Below are 18,065 nucleotides of genomic sequence, written 5' to 3'. Positions count from 1 at the left end.
CCCTATAACACCTTATTATAAAAACACGACTTTTCTCCTGTATGACACGCTACACCTGCTTGCTGAACAACTACCATAATAGAATCTTGATCACAATCTAAATATAGTGATTTAACGCGCTGAATATGTCCTGATGTTTCCCCCTTATTCCACAAACTTCTTCGTGAACGTGAATAAAACCACGTCATTTTTGTCTCTACTGTTTTTTCATACGCTTCTTCATTCATATAGGCTAACATCAATACGTCTTTTGTACCTTCTTCAATCACAACGGCTGGCAATAAGCCTTTTGTAAAATCTGGTTTCACAATCTCACCTCAATTTGCGCTTTTTGCAACTTTTGTTTCGTTTCTCGAATCGTTGCTTCGCCGTAATGAAAAATCGAAGCTGCTAACGCAGCATTTGCCGATGTTCGCTGAAAAACTTCTGCAATATGTTCAATTGATCCACATCCCCCCGAAGCAATCACCGGAATACCAACCGCTTTTGAAACTGTTTCTGTTAAAAATAAATCATAGCCATCTTTTGTTCCATCTGCATCCATACTTGTTAACAGTAATTCACCTGCCCCTAAGCATTCCACGCGCTTTGCCCATTCGACTACATCCATTTCTGTATCAATGCGGCCTCCATTTACATATACATTCCATTTGTTTTCTCCACTCTTTCTGGCATCAATTGCAACAACTAGACATTGAGAGCCAAATTGCTCTGCTCCTTCTTGGATTAATGCCGGTCTTTGCACTGCTGCTGAATTTAATGAAATCTTATCTGCCCCTGCCCGAAGTAATCCATACATATCTTGAACAGTGGAAATCCCACCTCCAACTGTAAGAGGAATAAATACTTGATTTGCTGTGCGCTCTACGACATCAATCATTATTTTCCTATCTTCGTACGTTGCCGTAATATCTAAAAATACAAGCTCATCCGCACCTGCTTCGTTGTATGCAGCAGCGATTGCAACAGGATTTCCAACATCTTGTAATCCTACAAAATTGACTCCTTTTACAACGCGGCCATTTTTCACATCTAAACAAGGAATAATTCGCTTCGTTAACATGCCCCTGTCACCTGCAATGCTTCTTCTAGCATAACTTTTTTATCATATAATGCTTTCCCTATAATCACGCCATATAAGTTCATATCCTGTAACTTCTTAACATCAGCAAGAGAACTCACACCACCAGAAGCAACAATTTGAAGTGAAACCTCACTTTGCAATTTTTGCAATTGTTCGAAATTTGGACCTGCAAGCGTTCCATCTTTAGAAATGTCAGTAAAAATAAGTGTCTGTACACCTACTTCCTCCATTTCCTTTGCTAATTGTACATAAGACGTTTCAGATACATCTAGCCATCCTCGCGTTGCTACATATCCATTTTTCGCATCAATTCCAACAATAATTTTATCTCCGTATAAACGAACTGCCTCTTCTAGAAATGTACGATCATACAGTGCTGCCGTTCCAAGAATTACTTTCATCACTCCAACTAATAAAAGCGTTTCAATCGCCGCAATCGAACGCATCCCTCCTCCAACTTGCACTGGAATCCGCAATGCCTTACAAATATCTTCAATGACAGAAAGATTCTCTGAACGACCAGCAACTGCACCGTCCAAATCGACAATATGCAATGCACGTGCACCAAGTTGTTCAAATAACAATGCCTGTGCAACAGGGTTTTCATTCATGACTGTTTCTTGTTGAAATTTCCCTTGATATAAACGAACACAACGACCATTTTTTAAATCGATAGCTGGGAATATTTTCATCCCTCTATAACCTCCTTAAAATTTCTTAATATTTGAATTCCTATTTCCCCACTTTTTTCAGGGTGAAACTGAGCTCCGAATACATTTTCTCTTGCAACAAGACCTGGTACGAAAACACCGTACTCACTCCCCCCAACTACAACTTCAATTGGACATTGTACATAATAAGAATGAACATAATAAACGAAGGGCTCTTCTTCTATTTCATTCCATAAAGGATGCTCCGTTTTCTTTTGTAACTGATTCCATCCCATATGTGGAATTTTATATGGCACATTTAATTTCCTTACTCTTCCTGGAAGCAAACCTAATCCTTTCGTTCTTTCAATCTCTTCACTTTCCTCAAATAAAAGCTGCATGCCTAAACAAATTCCAAGCAGCGGTTTTCCTGCATAAGCCACCTTTTGTAAAACAGAAACAAGCCCTTTTTCTTCTAAAGAACGCATCGCTCTTGGAAATGCACCGACTCCTGGCAAAATAATACCATTGCTATTTACAATTTCTTCTGCTTCATCTGTTACAATATACGCAGCTCCAATATGCCTTAATGCTTGCTCAACACTCCGGATATTGCCCATTCCATAATCTACAATTGCAATCAAGTTACAACAGCCCTTTCGTAGAATTTACCCCGATAATTTTTTCATTTTTCTCAGTGGCATCTCGCAGTGCACGTCCAAATGCTTTAAAGAGTGCTTCAATTTTGTGATGCGTGTTGCTTCCATATAAAACACGTGCATGTAATGTTATATTCGCCGCATGAGCAACTGCACGAAAAAATTCTTCTGCTAACTCTGTATCAAAGTCACCAAGCTTTGGATTTGGAAATTCACCATCAAATACGAGATACGATCTTCCGCTTATATCAACTGCAACAAATCCTAATGCTTCGTCCATTGGTACATAAGCTGTACCGTAACGATTAATTCCCGCTTTATCACCAAGTGCTTCTTTCAAACAATTCCCAAGAACAATCCCAACATCTTCTACTGTATGATGGGCATCAACATACACATCACCATCAGCTTCAATTTGTAATCCAAAACGACCATGCTTTGCAAATAAAGTCAACATATGATCAAAAAAACCAACTCCTGTTTGAATTGAAACTTCTTGATTACCATCTAATTGCAGTGTTACAGAAATTTTTGTTTCTGTTGTACTTCTCATTTGTTTTGCAGCACGCATTACTCTTCCCCTCCCTTAAACCGAATCTCAATTGCTCTTGCATGAGCTTGCAATCCTTCTTTTTCTGCTAGATTGATAATATGATGTTTCACCTTTCCAAGAGCCTCTTTTGTATAAAATAAAAAACTCGATTTTTTTATAAAATCATCAACAGATAATGGAGAAAAGAACCTTGCTGTTCCGCTCGTTGGTAACACATGATTCGGACCTGCCATATAGTCACCTAATGGCTCCGGCGCATATGGACCTAAAAATATAGAGCCTGCATGTTGAATATACGAAAGAGCTGTCATTGGTTCTTTTATATGCAGTTCTAAATGTTCCGGAGCTATTTCATTTGAGAGCTGAAACACTTGTTCTAACGACTCTATGACAAGAATTGCTCCATTTCTGTTAATGGATTCACGAGCTATTTCACTTCTTGGTAGATTCATCAATTGTTTTTCTATTTCTTGCTTCACTTCCTGCGCTAATCCCAAACAAGTCGTAATACAAATAGCAGTTGCTCGTCTGTCATGTTCTGCTTGTGATAATAAATCAGCTGCAATATATGCCGCATTTCCCGTTTCATCAGCAATAACAACAATTTCAGACGGACCAGCAATCATATCGATATGAACGGAACCGAATACTTCTCGCTTCGCTAATGCAACATATATATTTCCTGGTCCTACAATCTTATCAACACGCGGAATCGATTCCGTTCCGTATGCTAACGCAGCAATTGCTTGTGCTCCCCCTACTGTATACACCTCATCAACCCCAGCAACTTTTGCCGCTGCTAAAATATGTGGGTCTACTCCTTCACGATTCGGCGGCGTTACCATGACAATTTTATTAACGCCCGCAATTTTTGCTGGCAAAACATTCATTAGAACCGATGATGGATACGCTGCCGTTCCCCCTGGTACATACACGCCAACAGTTTGCAGCGGCCTAACAACCTGCCCTCGAATAATCCCTTCCTCTGTATCAATAAATGCCTGTCTTTTTTGCTTTTCGTGGTATGAAATGATGTTATTCTTTGCTTCTTGCAATGCTGCTAAAAATGCTGGTTCAACACGTTTATATGCTAATTCCAGTTCTTCTCCCGAGACTTGCAATTGAGTCAACTCTACTCCGTCAAAAGCCTTTGTATACGAAAAAAGTGCTTCATCTTTTTTTTCCTTTACACTTACAACGATTTTCTTCACATCTTGTTGAATCGCTTCTTCTATTATATTGGCTTGTTCTCTTAGCCGTTTTACCTTACATAAAATATTAGAATAATCCTCATATATAATTTCCATATTTCCTCTCCCCTTTATTTCTTTTCTGCTACAGCACTCTCTATTCTGTTTATAACATTGAATATTCCGTCTTTTTTCATTTTTAAAGATGCTTTGTTTACAATTAGACGTGCTGAAATATCACAAACTTCTTCAAATAAAAGTAACCCGTTTTCTTTCAGCGTTTGTCCTGTTTCTACAATATCGATGATTGCATCTGCTAATCCTAACAAAGGAGCAATCTCAACAGAACCTTCTATTTTAATAATCTCTACATCTTCTCCCTTCTTACGAAAATATGCAGAAGTAATATTCGGATACTTTGTTGCAATTCTCTTTTTGTTATAACCGTTTGGGCGATACGACAAAGTGGAAGCAACGCAAATTTTACAACAACCTACCTCTAAATCAACCATTTCATATACATCATTCTCATATTCAAGTAAAATATCTTTCCCAACAACACCCATATCCGCTATACCATGCTCGACATATGTTACGACATCCACTGCCTTTACAAGAATAAATGAAATGTTTGAGTTCTTACTTCGAAATACGAGCTTCCTTCCTTTATCTTTTAGTTCTTTGCAATCAATACCAATTCGTTCAAACAATGGAATTACATGTTTTTCTAGTCTTCCTTTCGTTAACGCAATTTGAATGTTACGCATGAGGATTCTCCTTTTTTTTGCATAATCCATTTTTCTTTCCAAACATACTGGGTTAAAGTATCTCCTGATACATCAATTACCGTTTTTACATCGAGCGTTCTTGCAAATCGAAATGTATCTTGTAAATTTTCTAACATGGACAGTTCTGCTTTTACACCATCTTTCCTAAATAAAGTACATAATTTCTCTGCTTCTGAAATCATATCTAACGAATAATATATGAGCGCATCTATTTGTTTTTGATATGAAGTTTCCTTCCGTTCTTGTAAAGTTCGTACAATTTGATTTACTTGTATTGCTAATCCTACTGCTGATAGAGACTCGCCAAAATTTCCAATGAGTTCATCATATCTCCCACCGCTGACAATCTCTTCTCCAATATCACATATATATCCCCGAAAGATTACACCCGTATAATAATGAAGATGTTGAATCATCCCCAAATCAATAGAAATATACCCACCATACCCAAGACGTTCCATGTTTTCATATATATTTTTGATCCGTGCAATGGCTCGCTTCATCTCTTTACTCACAGCAAGCTTTTCAGCTTCTTCAATCACTTCTAATCCACCGAATAAACGAGGTAACTTTTGTAATAATTGAACTGTTTCATCTTGCATATCTAACCGCTTTTCTTGTAGAAAATGGGACAAAGCAGCATAATTTTTACTTTCAATATATTCTCGCAATGTATATTCATCTTCTTCTCGTAAAGATAACTTTTTCACAATAGATTTATAGAGTTCCACTTGACCAATTTCAATTTTAAAGGATTGAATACCAACTGATTGCAAGGCGACAATTGTGCTTACAATACACTCAATTTCAGCGCGTATATTATCGATACCGATAATCTCAATTCCAGTTTGTGTAATTTCATTATATTTTCCTGATAAAGATTCATTTGCCCTAAAAACATTTCCACTATAGGTTAATTTCAAAGGAGCTTCCATTCTTTTTGTTCCGATTACACGAGCTAGTGGAATTGTCATATCAGGTCTAAGAACGAGGATGCGCCCCTCAGAATCAAAAAACTTATACATCTTCTCCTCGTCAATCGGACGATTTTGAAACGCAAACACATCATAAAATTCAATCATGGGTGTCCGTATTTCTTCGTACCCTCTCTCAATAAATGTACGTCTTAACCTTTGCTCAGTCTCCTCCATTAATGTACATTCTTGAAACAAAAAATCTCTTGTTCCATTTGGATTGGCTCGTTTCCATTTTTTCATCGTCACACCTCTACTTTCTTGACACATGTATATAAAAAATCTACAAAGATAGCATATTTAATATCCTTCTTTTATATGTCCCCTATTAAATTCTTGAACCACTCCCACTTACTATTCAGCTATCTGTATAGCACACTTGATGCGAGAATCTCCTAACAAAATTTACATGAATGATTTGTTCCAATTCCGTCTTCACCATTACTCATACATTCACAACATAGCGCTTAGAAAACGAAAAAAGAGCTATGTAGATAAAAATACCTACATAGCTCTTTGGAGAATGTAGGTACAACAGGAATAACCCTTGTACCTACACGTTTTTTCACGCTAGGTTCAAGGGTTTATGTATGATGATGTTGTGTAAATAAAATGACTGATTGGAAAGTAAACATTGTCATTACTCCCTTTCTCCTCTTAGTTTTAAGTCAGTATACTCCCAATAAAACAAAAAGTAAAGAATATTCTTTACTTTCTACATTTGTTTCATTTCATATTCTACAATTTCCTGTTCGTATTGAAGTGTAACCCCAATATCATCTAAACCTCTTAACAACTTTTCTTTCCACATGCGTTCAATAGAAAAAGAAAAACGGTCCTCAGGAGTTATTATTACTTCATTCTCTAAATCTATTTCTATCATCATCTGTGGATCCATAGATGCAAGCTGCTTACGAATTTCCTTTTCCATTACAATCGGAAGAATTCCATTTTTTGTACAATTCATATAAAAAATACCCGCAAAACTTCCTGCAATAATAGCTCGAAATCCGTAATCTGCAAGGGCCCACGGGGCATGTTCTCTAGAAGATCCGCAACCGAAGTTTTCTCCTGTAATTAAAATCGTAGCTCCTTTTCGCTCAGGAGCGTTCAACGGAAACGCATAGTTTTCTTGACGGTTATTTAAATAACGCCATTCATCAAATAAAAACTCTCCAAATCCTGTCCTTTCAATGCGCTTTAAATACTGCTTCGGAATGATTTGATCGGTATCAATATTATCATGCATCAACACCGCAACTTTCCCTTTATGAATATGAAATGGCTTCATCGTAGTTCTCCTTTCTCACATCAACAAAATAACCATGAATTGCTGCGGCTGCAGCCATAGCCGGGCTAACGAGATGTGTTCTTGCACCTTTTCCTTGTCTTCCTTCAAAATTCCGGTTTGAAGTAGAAGCACAATGTTCACCTTCTGGCACTTGATCTGGATTCATACCAAGACACATTGAACACCCAGGTTCTCGCCATTCAAATCCCGCTTCTTCAAAAATAAGGTGTAATCCTTTTTTCATTGCTGCATCTCTCACTTGTTTTGATCCTGGGACAACAAGAGCTCGCACGCCATTTTTCACCTTCCTCCCTCTCACAACCGCAGCAGCAATTTCTAAATCAGATAACCGGGAATTTGTACAAGAACCAATAAACACGTGTTGGATTGGAATATCCATTACGCGCCCTCCTGCTTGAAGACCCATATATGCATAGGCACGTTCATCATTTTTATCATTTGCTGGCGGGAGTACCTCATCAATGCGAAGCCCCATTCCTGGATTGGTACCCCACGTTACATACGGCGCCAAATTTTTCACATCAACTGTAAGAACCATGTCATACACCGCATCTTCATCCGTGTATAATTCACGCCATTTTTCGACTGCTTGTTCAAACTCTTTCGGGGCATATTGGCGCCCTCTTACATAAGTAAACGTCGTTTCATCCGGAGCGATCATACCTGCTTTTGCTCCCCCTTCAATCGCCATATTACAAAGCGTCATTCGCTCTTCCATTGTCATTTCTTGTACAGCATCTCCATAGAACTCCATTACATGTCCTGTCCCAACAGAAACACCGTATGTGGCGAGTAAATGTAAAATAATATCTTTTGCATATACACCCTTTGGCAATGTTCCGTTTAATTCTATTCCCATCGCTTTCGGCTTTTGTTGCCATAAAGTTTGGGTCACTAATACATGTTCAACCTCACTTGTACCAATCCCAAACGCCAGCGCACCAAACGCTCCATGTGTCGCTGTATGACTATCACCGCACACAATTGTTTTTCCCGGTTGTGTTAATCCAAGTTCCGGCCCAATCACATGCACAATTCCTTGCGCTTCATCTCCCATATCTGCTAATCGTACACGGAATTGCTCGCAATTATGACGAAGCGCATCCATCTGTTGTTTTGCGATAACATCTGTAACGTTCCACACATCCTTTGTCGGTACATTATGATCCATTGTCGCAAATGTTAAATCTGGACGCCGCACAGTTCGATTTGCAAGCCGCAAGCCCTCAAAGGCTTGCGGCGATGTTACTTCATGAACAAGATGAAGATCAATATATAATAAATCGAGTCCATTCTCATCTGTTGCTACAACATGTCGTTCCCATAGTTTATCTAACAGCGTTTTCCCCATTATCGCCATCTCCCTACTAGTGCCTGCTCTTCCATCGCTTGTAATACATACTTTGTAAACGAAGTTGTCGTTTCATTCCCGCCTAAATCTGCAGTACATTTTCCAGAACGAAGTACTGTAGAAATGGCTTCTTCAATTGCTTCTCCCTCTTTTCTTAACCCAAATGATTGTCCAAGCATCATTGCGACTGAGCGAAGCATAGCGATTGGATTTACTTTATTTTTCCCAGCAATATCTGGCGCTGATCCATGAATTGGCTCATAAAGAGATGGACCATTTTCCGCATGACTTGCAGACGGTAACATTCCTAATGAACCTGCTAACACAGATGCTTCATCACTTAAAATATCACCAAATAAATTTTCTGTGACGATAACATCAAATCGTCTTGGATTACGAATGAGTTCCATTGCGGCAGCATCTACTAATAAATGTTCTAACTCTACCTCTGGGTAGCGAGCTGCTACTTCTTCTGTTACTTGTCGCCATAGTTTACTAGATTCTAAAACATTTGCCTTATCAATAGAAGTTACTTTTTTGCGACGTTTTTTCGCTAATTGAAATGCATAGGAAACAATTCGTTCTACTTCACGTCGATGATAAGTAAGTGTATCTGTTGCCACTTCCTCTGTCCGTTCTTTCGGAAATGAAAAATAGATTCCACCTGTTAATTCGCGAACGACAACAAAATCAACTTGCTCCGCCGTTTTTAGCGGTGATAAGTGCGCTGTTGCTTCTTCTACAGAAACCGGGCGAACGTTTGCAAAAACTCCTAACCCTTTTCGCAGTGTAAGAAGTCCTTGTTCAGGACGTTCTTTTGCATGATCCCAGTGCGGTCCTCCAACTGCACCTAGTAATACTGCATCACTTGCCAAACACGCTGCTAATGTGCGGGGCGGAAGCGGCTGACCACATACATCAATTGCTGCTCCTCCGAACAATTCATCTTGCAAATAAAAATCATGACCGTATAACCTTTCTACCATCTCTAGCACTTGCTTTGCACTAGACATAATTTCTGTCCCAACTCCATCACCAGCTAAACAAACGATTCGTTTTTCCATCTTCAAGCACTCCTTTACGATTTTGTAAGTGATCGTAATGCTTTTAATTTCCCAGCTGCATATACGTAAGCACGGGCCGAAGCTTCTAGTACATCTTGCGCTACGCCAAAACCAGAAACTTGATATCCATCTTCTTTCAATTCAACATGAACATGAGCTAACGCATCTTGTCCTTGTGTAATCGACTGAATACGATAGTCAGCAAGCTCACATTGCAAATGAAGAATTCTTTGAATTGCATTATAAATGGCTTCAATGCTCCCGGCTCCAGTCGCAGCATCTTCCAATACATTACCATCAGCATCTTCTAAACAGACGGTTGCACTTTGAATACTGCTTGATACAAAATGAACTTGCAATTGCTTAATATTGTACTGTTGCTTAGCAAACGCAGTTTCTCCTAATACAAGCGCCCTTAAATCTTCTTCTGTAATTTCTTTTTTTCGATCAGCTAACCGTTTAAAAGCATGAAACGCTAAGTCTCGCTCTTCCTCTGTAAAATCATAGCCTAACTCTTTCATTTTTTCTGTAAAGGCATGGCGTCCAGAATGTTTTCCAAGTACAAATTTATTTTGTTCTTCCCCTACAAGAGAAGGTGAAATAATTTCGTAAGTAGATGCTTCTTTTAAAACCCCATCTTGATGAATACCGGATTCATGGGCAAACGCATTTGCACCAACAATTGCTTTATTTTTTGGAACAATCATGCCTGTTAAACGACTTACAAGTGTACTCGTTGCTTTAATTTCTTTTAATTGCATGAAAGATGACGCTCCGTAGTAATCGTTTCGAATATGAAGTGCAACTGCAACTTCTTCCAGAGCGGCATTACCAGCGCGTTCTCCAATACCATTAATTGTTCCTTCTACTTGAAGTGCACCGCCTTCAACTGCCGCTAATGAGTTGGCTACTGCCATGCCAAGATCATCGTGACAATGACAGGAGAAAATAGCTTTCTCATAAGATAGAACATGCTCTTGTAAATATCGGAAAAGAGAATAATATTCTTCTGGATTTGTATATCCTACTGTATCAGGAATGTTAATTACATCCGCGCCGGCGCCGATCGCAACTTCTACAGCTTCCGCTAAAAAAGAAGGAGTTGTTCGCGTTGCATCTTCTGCAGAAAACTGCACCGCTGGAAATAATGATTTCCCAAGTTTTACTGAACGATAAATTGTATCTAACACTTCATCCTTTGACATACGGAGCTTATATTTCATATGAATATCACTCGTTGCGAGAAATACATGTAACCGAGGAGATACACCTTCTTTTAACGCTTCATATGCAGTATGAATATCACTTTCCTTTGCACGGGCCAAACTCATAACAGAAGCATTTTGAATAGTTCCAGCAATACGTTTCACCGACCGGAAATCACCTTCAGAAGCGGATGCAAAACCCGCCTCCATCACGTGAATTCCAAGCCGCTCTAACTGCCGTGCAATTTGTAATTTTTCTTGTTCATTTAAATTTACTCCAGGAGATTGCTCCCCATCGCGAAGCGTCGTATCCATGAACAAAATTTTCTTCATATTACTTAACCTCCATTTTCACTCTCGACTTCACAAATGGCATCATCTCACGTAATTTACGTCCGACCACTTCAATTTGATGCTCATTCTCCTCTGCATTCATTGCATGGAATTTTTGTCTTCCTGCTTTATGTTCCGCAATCCATCCTCTAGCAAACTTCCCATCTTGAATATCTTTTAATACTTCTTGCATTGCTTGTTTCGTATGCTCTGTTACAATGCGCGGCCCCGATACGAAATCCCCCCACTGCGCTGTGTCCGAAACTGAATAGCGCATATTTTCTAACCCGCCTTCATACATAAGATCGACAATAAGCTTCAGTTCATGTAAACATTCAAAATAGGCAAGTTCCGGTTGATAACCAGCTTCTACTAATGTTTCAAAACCTGCCTTCACAAGAGCAGTTGCCCCTCCGCAAAGTACTGCTTGCTCTCCAAATAAATCTGTTTCTGTTTCTTCTTTAAATGTCGTTTGGAGTACACCGGCGCGAGTCGCTCCGATTCCATCTGCATACGATAATGCTTTTTCATACGCTGTTCCTGTTGCATCTTGATAAACCGCAAATAATGCCGGCACGGCTGCACCTTCTACAAATGTTCGGCGTACAAGATGCCCCGGTCCTTTTGGTGCTACAAGAAATACATCTACATCTTCCGGTGGTGTAATTTGATTAAAATGAACGTTAAACCCATGAGCAAACACAAGTGCATTTCCTTCTTGCAAATTCGGTGCAATTTCTGTTTCATACACTTCCGGCTGTTGTTCATCTGGAAGCAATACCATTACAACATCTGCTAATTTTGTAGCTTTAGCAACCTTGTATACAGAGAATCCATCTTCTTTTGCCCTTTCCCAAGACTTTCCTTGACGAAGACCTACAACAACATCAAAACCGTTATCGCGTAAATTTTGTGCATGAGCATGACCTTGAGATCCATACCCAACAATTGCTACTTTCTTTCCTTTTAACACATTTACTGTTACATCCTTTTCATAATAAACTTTTACCATTTTCTTTCTCCTCCTATATTTAAAAATTAATGAATTAACATTACTTGTTGTTTATCTTGTTTTTTCATACTTCTTGTAAAGGCTGTTACCCCTGTTCTTGCAATTTCTTTTAAACCGTATGGACGCAACAACTCAATAAGCGCTTCTACTTTTTCTTGCGTTCCTGTTACTTGAACGACAATGGAATCCTTTCCAACATCTATAACAGCAGCGCGGAATGGTTCAATTAAACTATACAATTCAGATCTAGAAGCAATTGACGTAGACACTTTAATGAGCGCCAGCTCTCTTGCAATCATTGCTTCTTCTGTAATATCAGATACTTTTAATACATCAATTTGTTTATGAAGTTGTTTAATAAGCTGTTCGACTTGCTGAATATTTTCAACATGAACAACAAATGTCATCCTTGAAATATGTGACGATTCCGTATGGCCTACTGAAATACTTTCAATATTAAATTGCCTTCTCGCCATCACGCCTGTAATTCGATTTAAAACCCCACTTTGATTTCGAACTATTGCTGTCACAATCCGTTTCACTATTCCACCCCCTCCATTTGGTGAACACCTTTTCCCGGAGCAACCATAGGCATAACTTTTTCAGATTGTAAAACTCGGCAATCAATTAGCACCGGCTCTTGTAAATTCATCGCTTCTTTTAATTGTTCTTTTGCTGTTAACGGCTGTTCAATACGAATCCCTTTTATTCCATACGCATGAGCTAACATGACAAAGTCTGGTTGACAAGAAAGTTCCGAATGCGAATAACGCTGATTATAAAACTCATCTTGCCATTGCCGCACCATCCCAAGTGCTTCATTGTTTAAAATAAGTACTTTCACAGGGAGGCAATGTTCCTTTAAAACACTTAATTCTTGTAATGTCATTTGAAAGCCCGCATCCCCTACAATTGCTACGACGAGTTCATTTGGCTCGGCAATTTGCGCCCCAATCGCAGCTGGCAAACCAAACCCCATCGTTCCAAGCCCTCCTGATGTAATCCACTTGTCAGGGTGTTTTAATTTATAATATTGCGCAGCCCACATTTGATGCTGCCCAACATCCGTCGTTATAATTGCATTTCCATTTGTAACTTCATAAAGCATCTGGATTGCAGCTTGCGGCTTTAATATTTGTGAATCGTCTTCATAACAAAACGGATAGCGATTCTTTCTTCTTCGCAGAAGTTGTAGCCATTCTTTATGATTTTGTTTCTCTCCTTTACATGCCAGCAATGCTTCTAAAGCATGCTTAGCACTTGCTACAATTGGAATTTCTGTCACGACGTTCTTTCCAATCTCTGCAGGATCAATATCAATATGGGCTACCGTTGCTTCCTTTGCAAAGTACGTTAAATTTCCCGTCAGACGATCATCAAAACGAGCCCCTATATTTATTAATAAATCGCATTCATACAAAGCCATATTTGCTGTGTAAGAACCGTGCATGCCCCCCATCCCTAAAAACAATGTATCATCCGCTGGAAATCCTCCAAGACCAAGCAATGTATGAACAACCGGAAGATGATACATACGAGCAAATGCGGTTAATTCATTTGCCGCTTTTGCATGCAGTACACCAGCACCCGCTAAAATAAGTGGTTTCTTTGCCGTTTCAATTGCTTGCAGCAGTTTTGTTATTTGCAATTGATTTGGACGATAATTCGGCTGGTATCCAGGTAAATCCATCAGGGCATCGCTACATCGCTCTCCCGTTTCTACAACCATATTTTTCGGAAGATCAATGACGACCGGACCTGGTCTACCTGTTGCGGCAATATGAAATGCTTCTTTTATAATTCTTGGTAAATCTGAAACATTTCGCACTTGATAATTATGCTTTGTAACAGGCATCGTAAGTCCGATAACATCCGCTTCTTGAAAGGCGTCACTCCCTATGAACGTTGTTGCAACTTGACCAGTAAATACGACAAGCGGTAAAGAATCCATCATCGCATCCGCTAAACCAGTAATGACATTTGTCGCTCCCGGCCCGCTTGTAGCAATTACAACACCAGGCTTTCCAGTAATTCTTGCATACCCTTCTGCTGCATGGATCGCTCCTTGCTCATGCCGAGTTAAAATATGAGGAATTTCACAATCATAAAGCGCATCATATAGCGGCAAGACAGCTCCTCCTGGATAGCCAAAAATGACTTCTACCTTTTCCTTTCTAAGCGCATGTAACAATAACTGTGCACCGGTTGCCATTTTCTCTTCCGTTTTTGAAGACATCGTTTCTACAAACCTCCTTTTGAAATGCGTATATAAATAAAAAAGTCTTTCGCCCACACTTCAGCTATGTGCTGAAGGGACGAAAGACTTCGCGGTACCACCCTTCTTTGCAAGAAAGATTCTTGCCTCAGTGACTCTAATAGAATCAAGCTAATAACGGAGCTACCGTCCAAACCTAGACAAGTGCTTCAGTTTGGCACTCAAGGGCGATGTTCATCAACGTGAACCATCGGTTTCCACCAACCACCGACTCTCTGTGAGGCTTCACAATCAACTACTCCTCCCTATCAACGCTTTATCCATCCGTGAACGGAAGTTTCACTTTATATTTTCATAATTCCTCCAGTGTTTGCCGAAGTAACAAGCTTTGCGTATCTTGCTAAATACCCAGTTTTCACTTTCGGCTCTGGAGAAATAAATTGTTTTTTTCGCTCTTCTAATACTTCATTAGAAATTTCCCAATGAATACTGCCATCTTTTACATTAATGATGACGGGATCGCCGTCTCTCACATATGCAATCGGTCCTCCTTCAGCCGCTTCAGGCGATACATGCCCAATCGCAATCCCCCTTGTTGCTCCGGAGAAGCGGCCATCGGTAATTAACGCAACCTTTGTTCCAAGTCCTCTCCCAACGATTGCTGATGTTGGAGCTAACATTTCCGGCATACCAGGCCCTCCTTTTGGACCTTCATAGCGGATGACTACAATATGCCCTTCTTTCACAATACCACTATGAATTGCAGCAACTGCTTCATCATGAGAGTCAAAGCAAATTGCTTCACCCACAAATGAGGTAACTGATTCATCAATCGCTCCAACTTTTAGGACAGAACCATCTGGTGCTAAATTTCCAAAGAGAATGGAAAGACCACCTGTTTTACGATAAGGCCGCTCTTTCGGACGAATTACTTTTTCATCTAAAATTTTTCCATCTTCTACTGTTTCATAGATGCTTTTCCCTGTAATTGTAATGCGCTCCGAATGAATTGCCCCTGGAATTTGTGAAAGCTCTTTAATAATAGCTGCCACCCCGCCAGCTTCATGTACATCATGCATAGAATAATGAGAAGCTGGGCTAATTTTCGCCAAGTATGGAACACGCTTTGCAATATCATTAATACGCTGCAAATCATAATTAATTCCCGCCTCATTCGCGATGGCTAACATATGTAAAACGGTATTTGTCGATCCGCCCATCGCCATATCTAATGCAAAGGCATCATCAATTGCTTCTTTCGTAATAATGTCACGCGGCTTTATATCACGCTCAATTAAATCCATTAAATGAGACGCAGCTTGACGAATTAAGTTATGTCGTTCTTCACTTGTTGCGACAATCGTTCCATTTCCAGGAAGTGCAACACCGAGCATTTCCATAATGGTATTCATAGAATTTGCTGTAAACATCCCTGAACAAGAACCACACGTTGGACATGCTGATTTTTCCATATCAATCAGCTGCTCTAAACTTAACTTCCCTGATTTATGAGCGCCAACTCCTTCAAATACAGATGCTAATGAAAGAGAAGTGCCATCTTTTGCTTTTCCAGCTTCCATCGGTCCCCCTGATACAAAAACAGAAGGAACATTCGTCCGAACAGATGCCATTAACATTCCTGGTGTAATTTTGTCACAATTCGGCATAAACATCACTCCGTCAAACCAATGAGCTTGAATTACAGTTTCTGCTGCATCTGCAATAATCTCCCGGCTCGGAAGTGAATAGCGCATTCCAATATGCCCCATCGCGATTCCATCATCAACACCGATTGTATTAAATTCAAAAGGAACACCACCTGCTTCCCGAATCGCAGCTTTCGCTACATCAGCAAGTTCCCTTAAATGAATATGTCCTGGAACAATATCTATATATGAATTACAAATTGCAATAAATGGTTTATGAAAATCTTCTTCTTTAACCCCTGCCGCATGAAGCAAACTCCGATGCGGCGCCCGGTCAATCCCTTGTTTAATCATATTACTTCGCATCGGTTATTCTCCTACCAACTTACTTTATTTTCTTCATAAATTTTTTCGCCATCTTCTACTACTAGCTTACGGAATTCTTCTAATAAACGATTTGTATGTGTCCCTGGTTTCCCAGCACCAATTTCTCTTCCGTCAACCTTCGTTACCGCAATAACTTCAGCTGCTGTACCTGTTAAAAATACTTCATCCGCTACATACACATCATGACGAGTAAATAATTCTTCCCTTACGTCATAGCCAAGCTTCTCACCAATTTCCATAATTGCGTTTCGGGTAATTCCTTCCAGTGCTCCCGCAGAACTTGGCGGTGTAATTAATTTATTGCCTTTTACAATAAATACATTGTCACCTGAACCTTCTGCAACATACCCTTGCTCATTTAACATCAGCGCTTCCTGCACACCAGCAAGTTTCGCTTCAATTCTAACTAAAATATTATTGAGGTAATTCAATGATTTCACTTGTGGTGTTAATACATCTGGACGATTCCGCCTTGTTGCAACTGTCACAACCGGGATACCCTTTTCATAATATTCCGCTGGAAACAATGCTAGTTGTTCTGCAATTACAACAACATTTGGCTTTAAACACGAATCAGGATCTAAACCAAGATTTCCAGCTCCGCGTGATACAACTAAACGAATATACCCATTGGATAATTGATTACGCCTTATCGTTTCAACAACAATATTGGTCACTTCTTCCAACGTATATGGAATTTCTAATAAAATGGATTTTGCTGATTCGTACAAACGAATGAGGTGTTCTTTCAATCGAAAAACATTCCCACTATAAACACGAATGCCTTCAAATACCCCATCACCATACAAGTATCCATGATCATAAACAGAAACTTTTGCTTCATTTTTTTGAACAAATTCTCCATTTAAGAAAATCCATTGCTCGTTCACTTGAAAGCGCCCCCTATATCCTTGAATTTTTTATTGTTTCCTAGTTTACGCTTCCTTTTCAAATAAATCAAAGAAATTTTTGAAAATTTTAAATTTTTGAACTTATAAACAACCTAATTTATATTGTTATATCAGTATTGTTAACGTTTACAAAATGTCAAAAAATATTTTCCGACATTTTTTTCAACAAAAAATATTTATTCGAGGGAAGGATTTTTGTCCAAAAATGCGAATGTATTGTATCCAATAGACGGACGTTCCATCTGTTTTTAGGAAAAAGAGGATTAATAAAGTGAGGGGGAAAAATAAAAAATAAAATTTGAGGATAACGCTCATATTTTTTCCTCATTACTCATAATCCTATTTTCAAAAATCATTTTGACAAATTCGAGGGGGTTAAATCATATGGCATGTTTACAAATTAAAGGAACCAGACAAGAAGTAATGGAAATGCTTCAATTATTTGATTTAATGAATACAAAAGGACTGTGTAAATTAGAAGATTATGTAGAATTACTTCCATATGCAGAGCAAAATAAAACAACACAAAATCCGATGTTTATTGCTTCTGTTGATGTACAATCAAATGATTATATAATGCAAGATGTGCAAAACGATCGTTTTGTATGCGATATGTTGACGGGGGTTTATAACGACTAGCTTATTTCTTCTCCTGCCACACGTGTGAACTCTTCTGCTAATTAGTGAATATTCTTCCGAAAAAGGAACATATTACTAGATGGCAGGAGGTG

The 18,065-nt window shown here is 39.1% G+C and carries 18 protein-coding genes and 1 other annotated feature; of the genes, 1 reads left to right on the top strand and 17 read right to left on the bottom strand.

Translation table 11 applies throughout. The features are described from left to right. Window positions 1–2 precede the first annotated feature (2 nt). The 17 genes from hisI to ilvE all read right to left on the bottom strand — a co-directional run bounded on the left by hisI (window position 3) and on the right by ilvE (window position 17,313). A complete protein-coding gene (gene hisI / locus WAZ07_RS04940) occupies window positions 3–308 on the bottom strand; it encodes a phosphoribosyl-AMP cyclohydrolase (RefSeq protein ID WP_336471559.1) in 306 nt (101 codons plus the stop codon). Beyond that, window positions 305–1,063: an imidazole glycerol phosphate synthase subunit HisF gene (gene hisF / locus WAZ07_RS04935; RefSeq protein ID WP_336471558.1), complete on the bottom strand. Its 759-nt coding sequence runs from the start codon at window positions 1,061–1,063 to the stop codon at window positions 305–307. Before hisF ends, hisI begins: the two co-directional genes overlap by 4 nt. Beyond that, window positions 1,057–1,776, bottom strand: coding sequence for a 1-(5-phosphoribosyl)-5-[(5-phosphoribosylamino)methylideneamino]imidazole-4-carboxamide isomerase (gene hisA, locus WAZ07_RS04930; protein ID WP_336471557.1), 720 nt, complete (start codon window positions 1,774–1,776; stop codon window positions 1,057–1,059). Before hisA ends, hisF begins: the two co-directional genes overlap by 7 nt. Further along, window positions 1,773–2,378, bottom strand: coding sequence for an imidazole glycerol phosphate synthase subunit HisH (gene hisH, locus WAZ07_RS04925; protein ID WP_336471556.1), 606 nt, complete (start codon window positions 2,376–2,378; stop codon window positions 1,773–1,775). Before hisH ends, hisA begins: the two co-directional genes overlap by 4 nt. A gap of 1 nt (window position 2,379) precedes the next feature. Beyond that, window positions 2,380–2,964, bottom strand: a complete 585-nt coding sequence (gene hisB, locus WAZ07_RS04920; protein WP_336471555.1) for an imidazoleglycerol-phosphate dehydratase HisB — start codon at window positions 2,962–2,964, stop codon at window positions 2,380–2,382. Continuing rightward, a complete protein-coding gene (gene hisD / locus WAZ07_RS04915) occupies window positions 2,964–4,253 on the bottom strand; it encodes a histidinol dehydrogenase (RefSeq protein ID WP_336471554.1) in 1,290 nt (429 codons plus the stop codon). The genes hisB and hisD overlap by 1 nt, the downstream gene beginning before the upstream one ends. A 14-nt stretch (window positions 4,254–4,267) precedes the next feature. Beyond that, window positions 4,268–4,903, bottom strand: coding sequence for an ATP phosphoribosyltransferase (hisG, locus tag WAZ07_RS04910; protein ID WP_336471553.1), 636 nt, complete (start codon window positions 4,901–4,903; stop codon window positions 4,268–4,270). After that, window positions 4,879–6,141, bottom strand: coding sequence for an ATP phosphoribosyltransferase regulatory subunit (hisZ, locus tag WAZ07_RS04905; protein ID WP_336471552.1), 1,263 nt, complete (start codon window positions 6,139–6,141; stop codon window positions 4,879–4,881). Before hisZ ends, hisG begins: the two co-directional genes overlap by 25 nt. A 472-nt stretch (window positions 6,142–6,613) precedes the next feature. Continuing rightward, a complete protein-coding gene (leuD, locus tag WAZ07_RS04900) occupies window positions 6,614–7,189 on the bottom strand; it encodes a 3-isopropylmalate dehydratase small subunit (protein WP_336471551.1) in 576 nt (191 codons plus the stop codon). Further along, the gene (gene leuC / locus WAZ07_RS04895; protein WP_336471550.1) at window positions 7,167–8,561 is read right to left on the bottom strand and encodes a 3-isopropylmalate dehydratase large subunit; all 1,395 of its coding nucleotides are present in this window, start codon (window positions 8,559–8,561) and stop codon (window positions 7,167–7,169) included. Before leuC ends, leuD begins: the two co-directional genes overlap by 23 nt. Then, window positions 8,561–9,625: a 3-isopropylmalate dehydrogenase gene (leuB, locus tag WAZ07_RS04890; RefSeq protein WP_336471549.1), complete on the bottom strand. Its 1,065-nt coding sequence runs from the start codon at window positions 9,623–9,625 to the stop codon at window positions 8,561–8,563. Before leuB ends, leuC begins: the two co-directional genes overlap by 1 nt. Before the next feature lie 14 nt (window positions 9,626–9,639). Then, a complete protein-coding gene (locus tag WAZ07_RS04885) occupies window positions 9,640–11,163 on the bottom strand; it encodes a 2-isopropylmalate synthase (RefSeq protein WP_336471548.1) in 1,524 nt (507 codons plus the stop codon). A 1-nt stretch (window position 11,164) separates the two neighbouring features. Next, a complete protein-coding gene (gene ilvC, locus WAZ07_RS04880) occupies window positions 11,165–12,175 on the bottom strand; it encodes a ketol-acid reductoisomerase (protein WP_336471547.1) in 1,011 nt (336 codons plus the stop codon). Between the two features lie 26 nt (window positions 12,176–12,201). Beyond that, window positions 12,202–12,717, bottom strand: a complete 516-nt coding sequence (gene ilvN / locus WAZ07_RS04875) for an acetolactate synthase small subunit (RefSeq protein WP_336471546.1) — start codon at window positions 12,715–12,717, stop codon at window positions 12,202–12,204. Continuing rightward, window positions 12,717–14,411, bottom strand: coding sequence for an acetolactate synthase large subunit (gene ilvB, locus WAZ07_RS04870; RefSeq protein ID WP_336471545.1), 1,695 nt, complete (start codon window positions 14,409–14,411; stop codon window positions 12,717–12,719). Before ilvB ends, ilvN begins: the two co-directional genes overlap by 1 nt. A gap of 72 nt (window positions 14,412–14,483) precedes the next feature. Beyond that, window positions 14,484–14,711: a binding site (T-box leader), on the bottom strand. Window positions 14,712–14,734: 23 nt separating this feature from the next. Continuing rightward, window positions 14,735–16,402, bottom strand: coding sequence for a dihydroxy-acid dehydratase (ilvD, locus tag WAZ07_RS04865; protein WP_336471544.1), 1,668 nt, complete (start codon window positions 16,400–16,402; stop codon window positions 14,735–14,737). An 11-nt stretch (window positions 16,403–16,413) separates the two neighbouring features. Further along, the gene (gene ilvE / locus WAZ07_RS04860) at window positions 16,414–17,313 is read right to left on the bottom strand and encodes a branched-chain-amino-acid transaminase (protein ID WP_336471543.1); all 900 of its coding nucleotides are present in this window, start codon (window positions 17,311–17,313) and stop codon (window positions 16,414–16,416) included. Between the two features lie 405 nt (window positions 17,314–17,718). Between ilvE and WAZ07_RS04855 the strand changes: the two genes are divergently transcribed. Beyond that, complete coding sequence (locus WAZ07_RS04855; protein WP_336471542.1) at window positions 17,719–17,973, top strand: DUF3911 family protein; 255 nt, start codon at window positions 17,719–17,721, stop codon at window positions 17,971–17,973. Window positions 17,974–18,065: the final 92 nt, after the last annotated feature.

Source organism: Bacillus bruguierae (assembly GCF_037104725.1).
Taxonomy (GTDB): domain Bacteria; phylum Bacillota; class Bacilli; order Bacillales; family Bacillaceae_G; genus Bacillus_A; species Bacillus_A bruguierae.
Note: the sequence above shows the minus strand (reverse complement) of the source record. Positions and strands in the feature narration are given on the sequence as shown.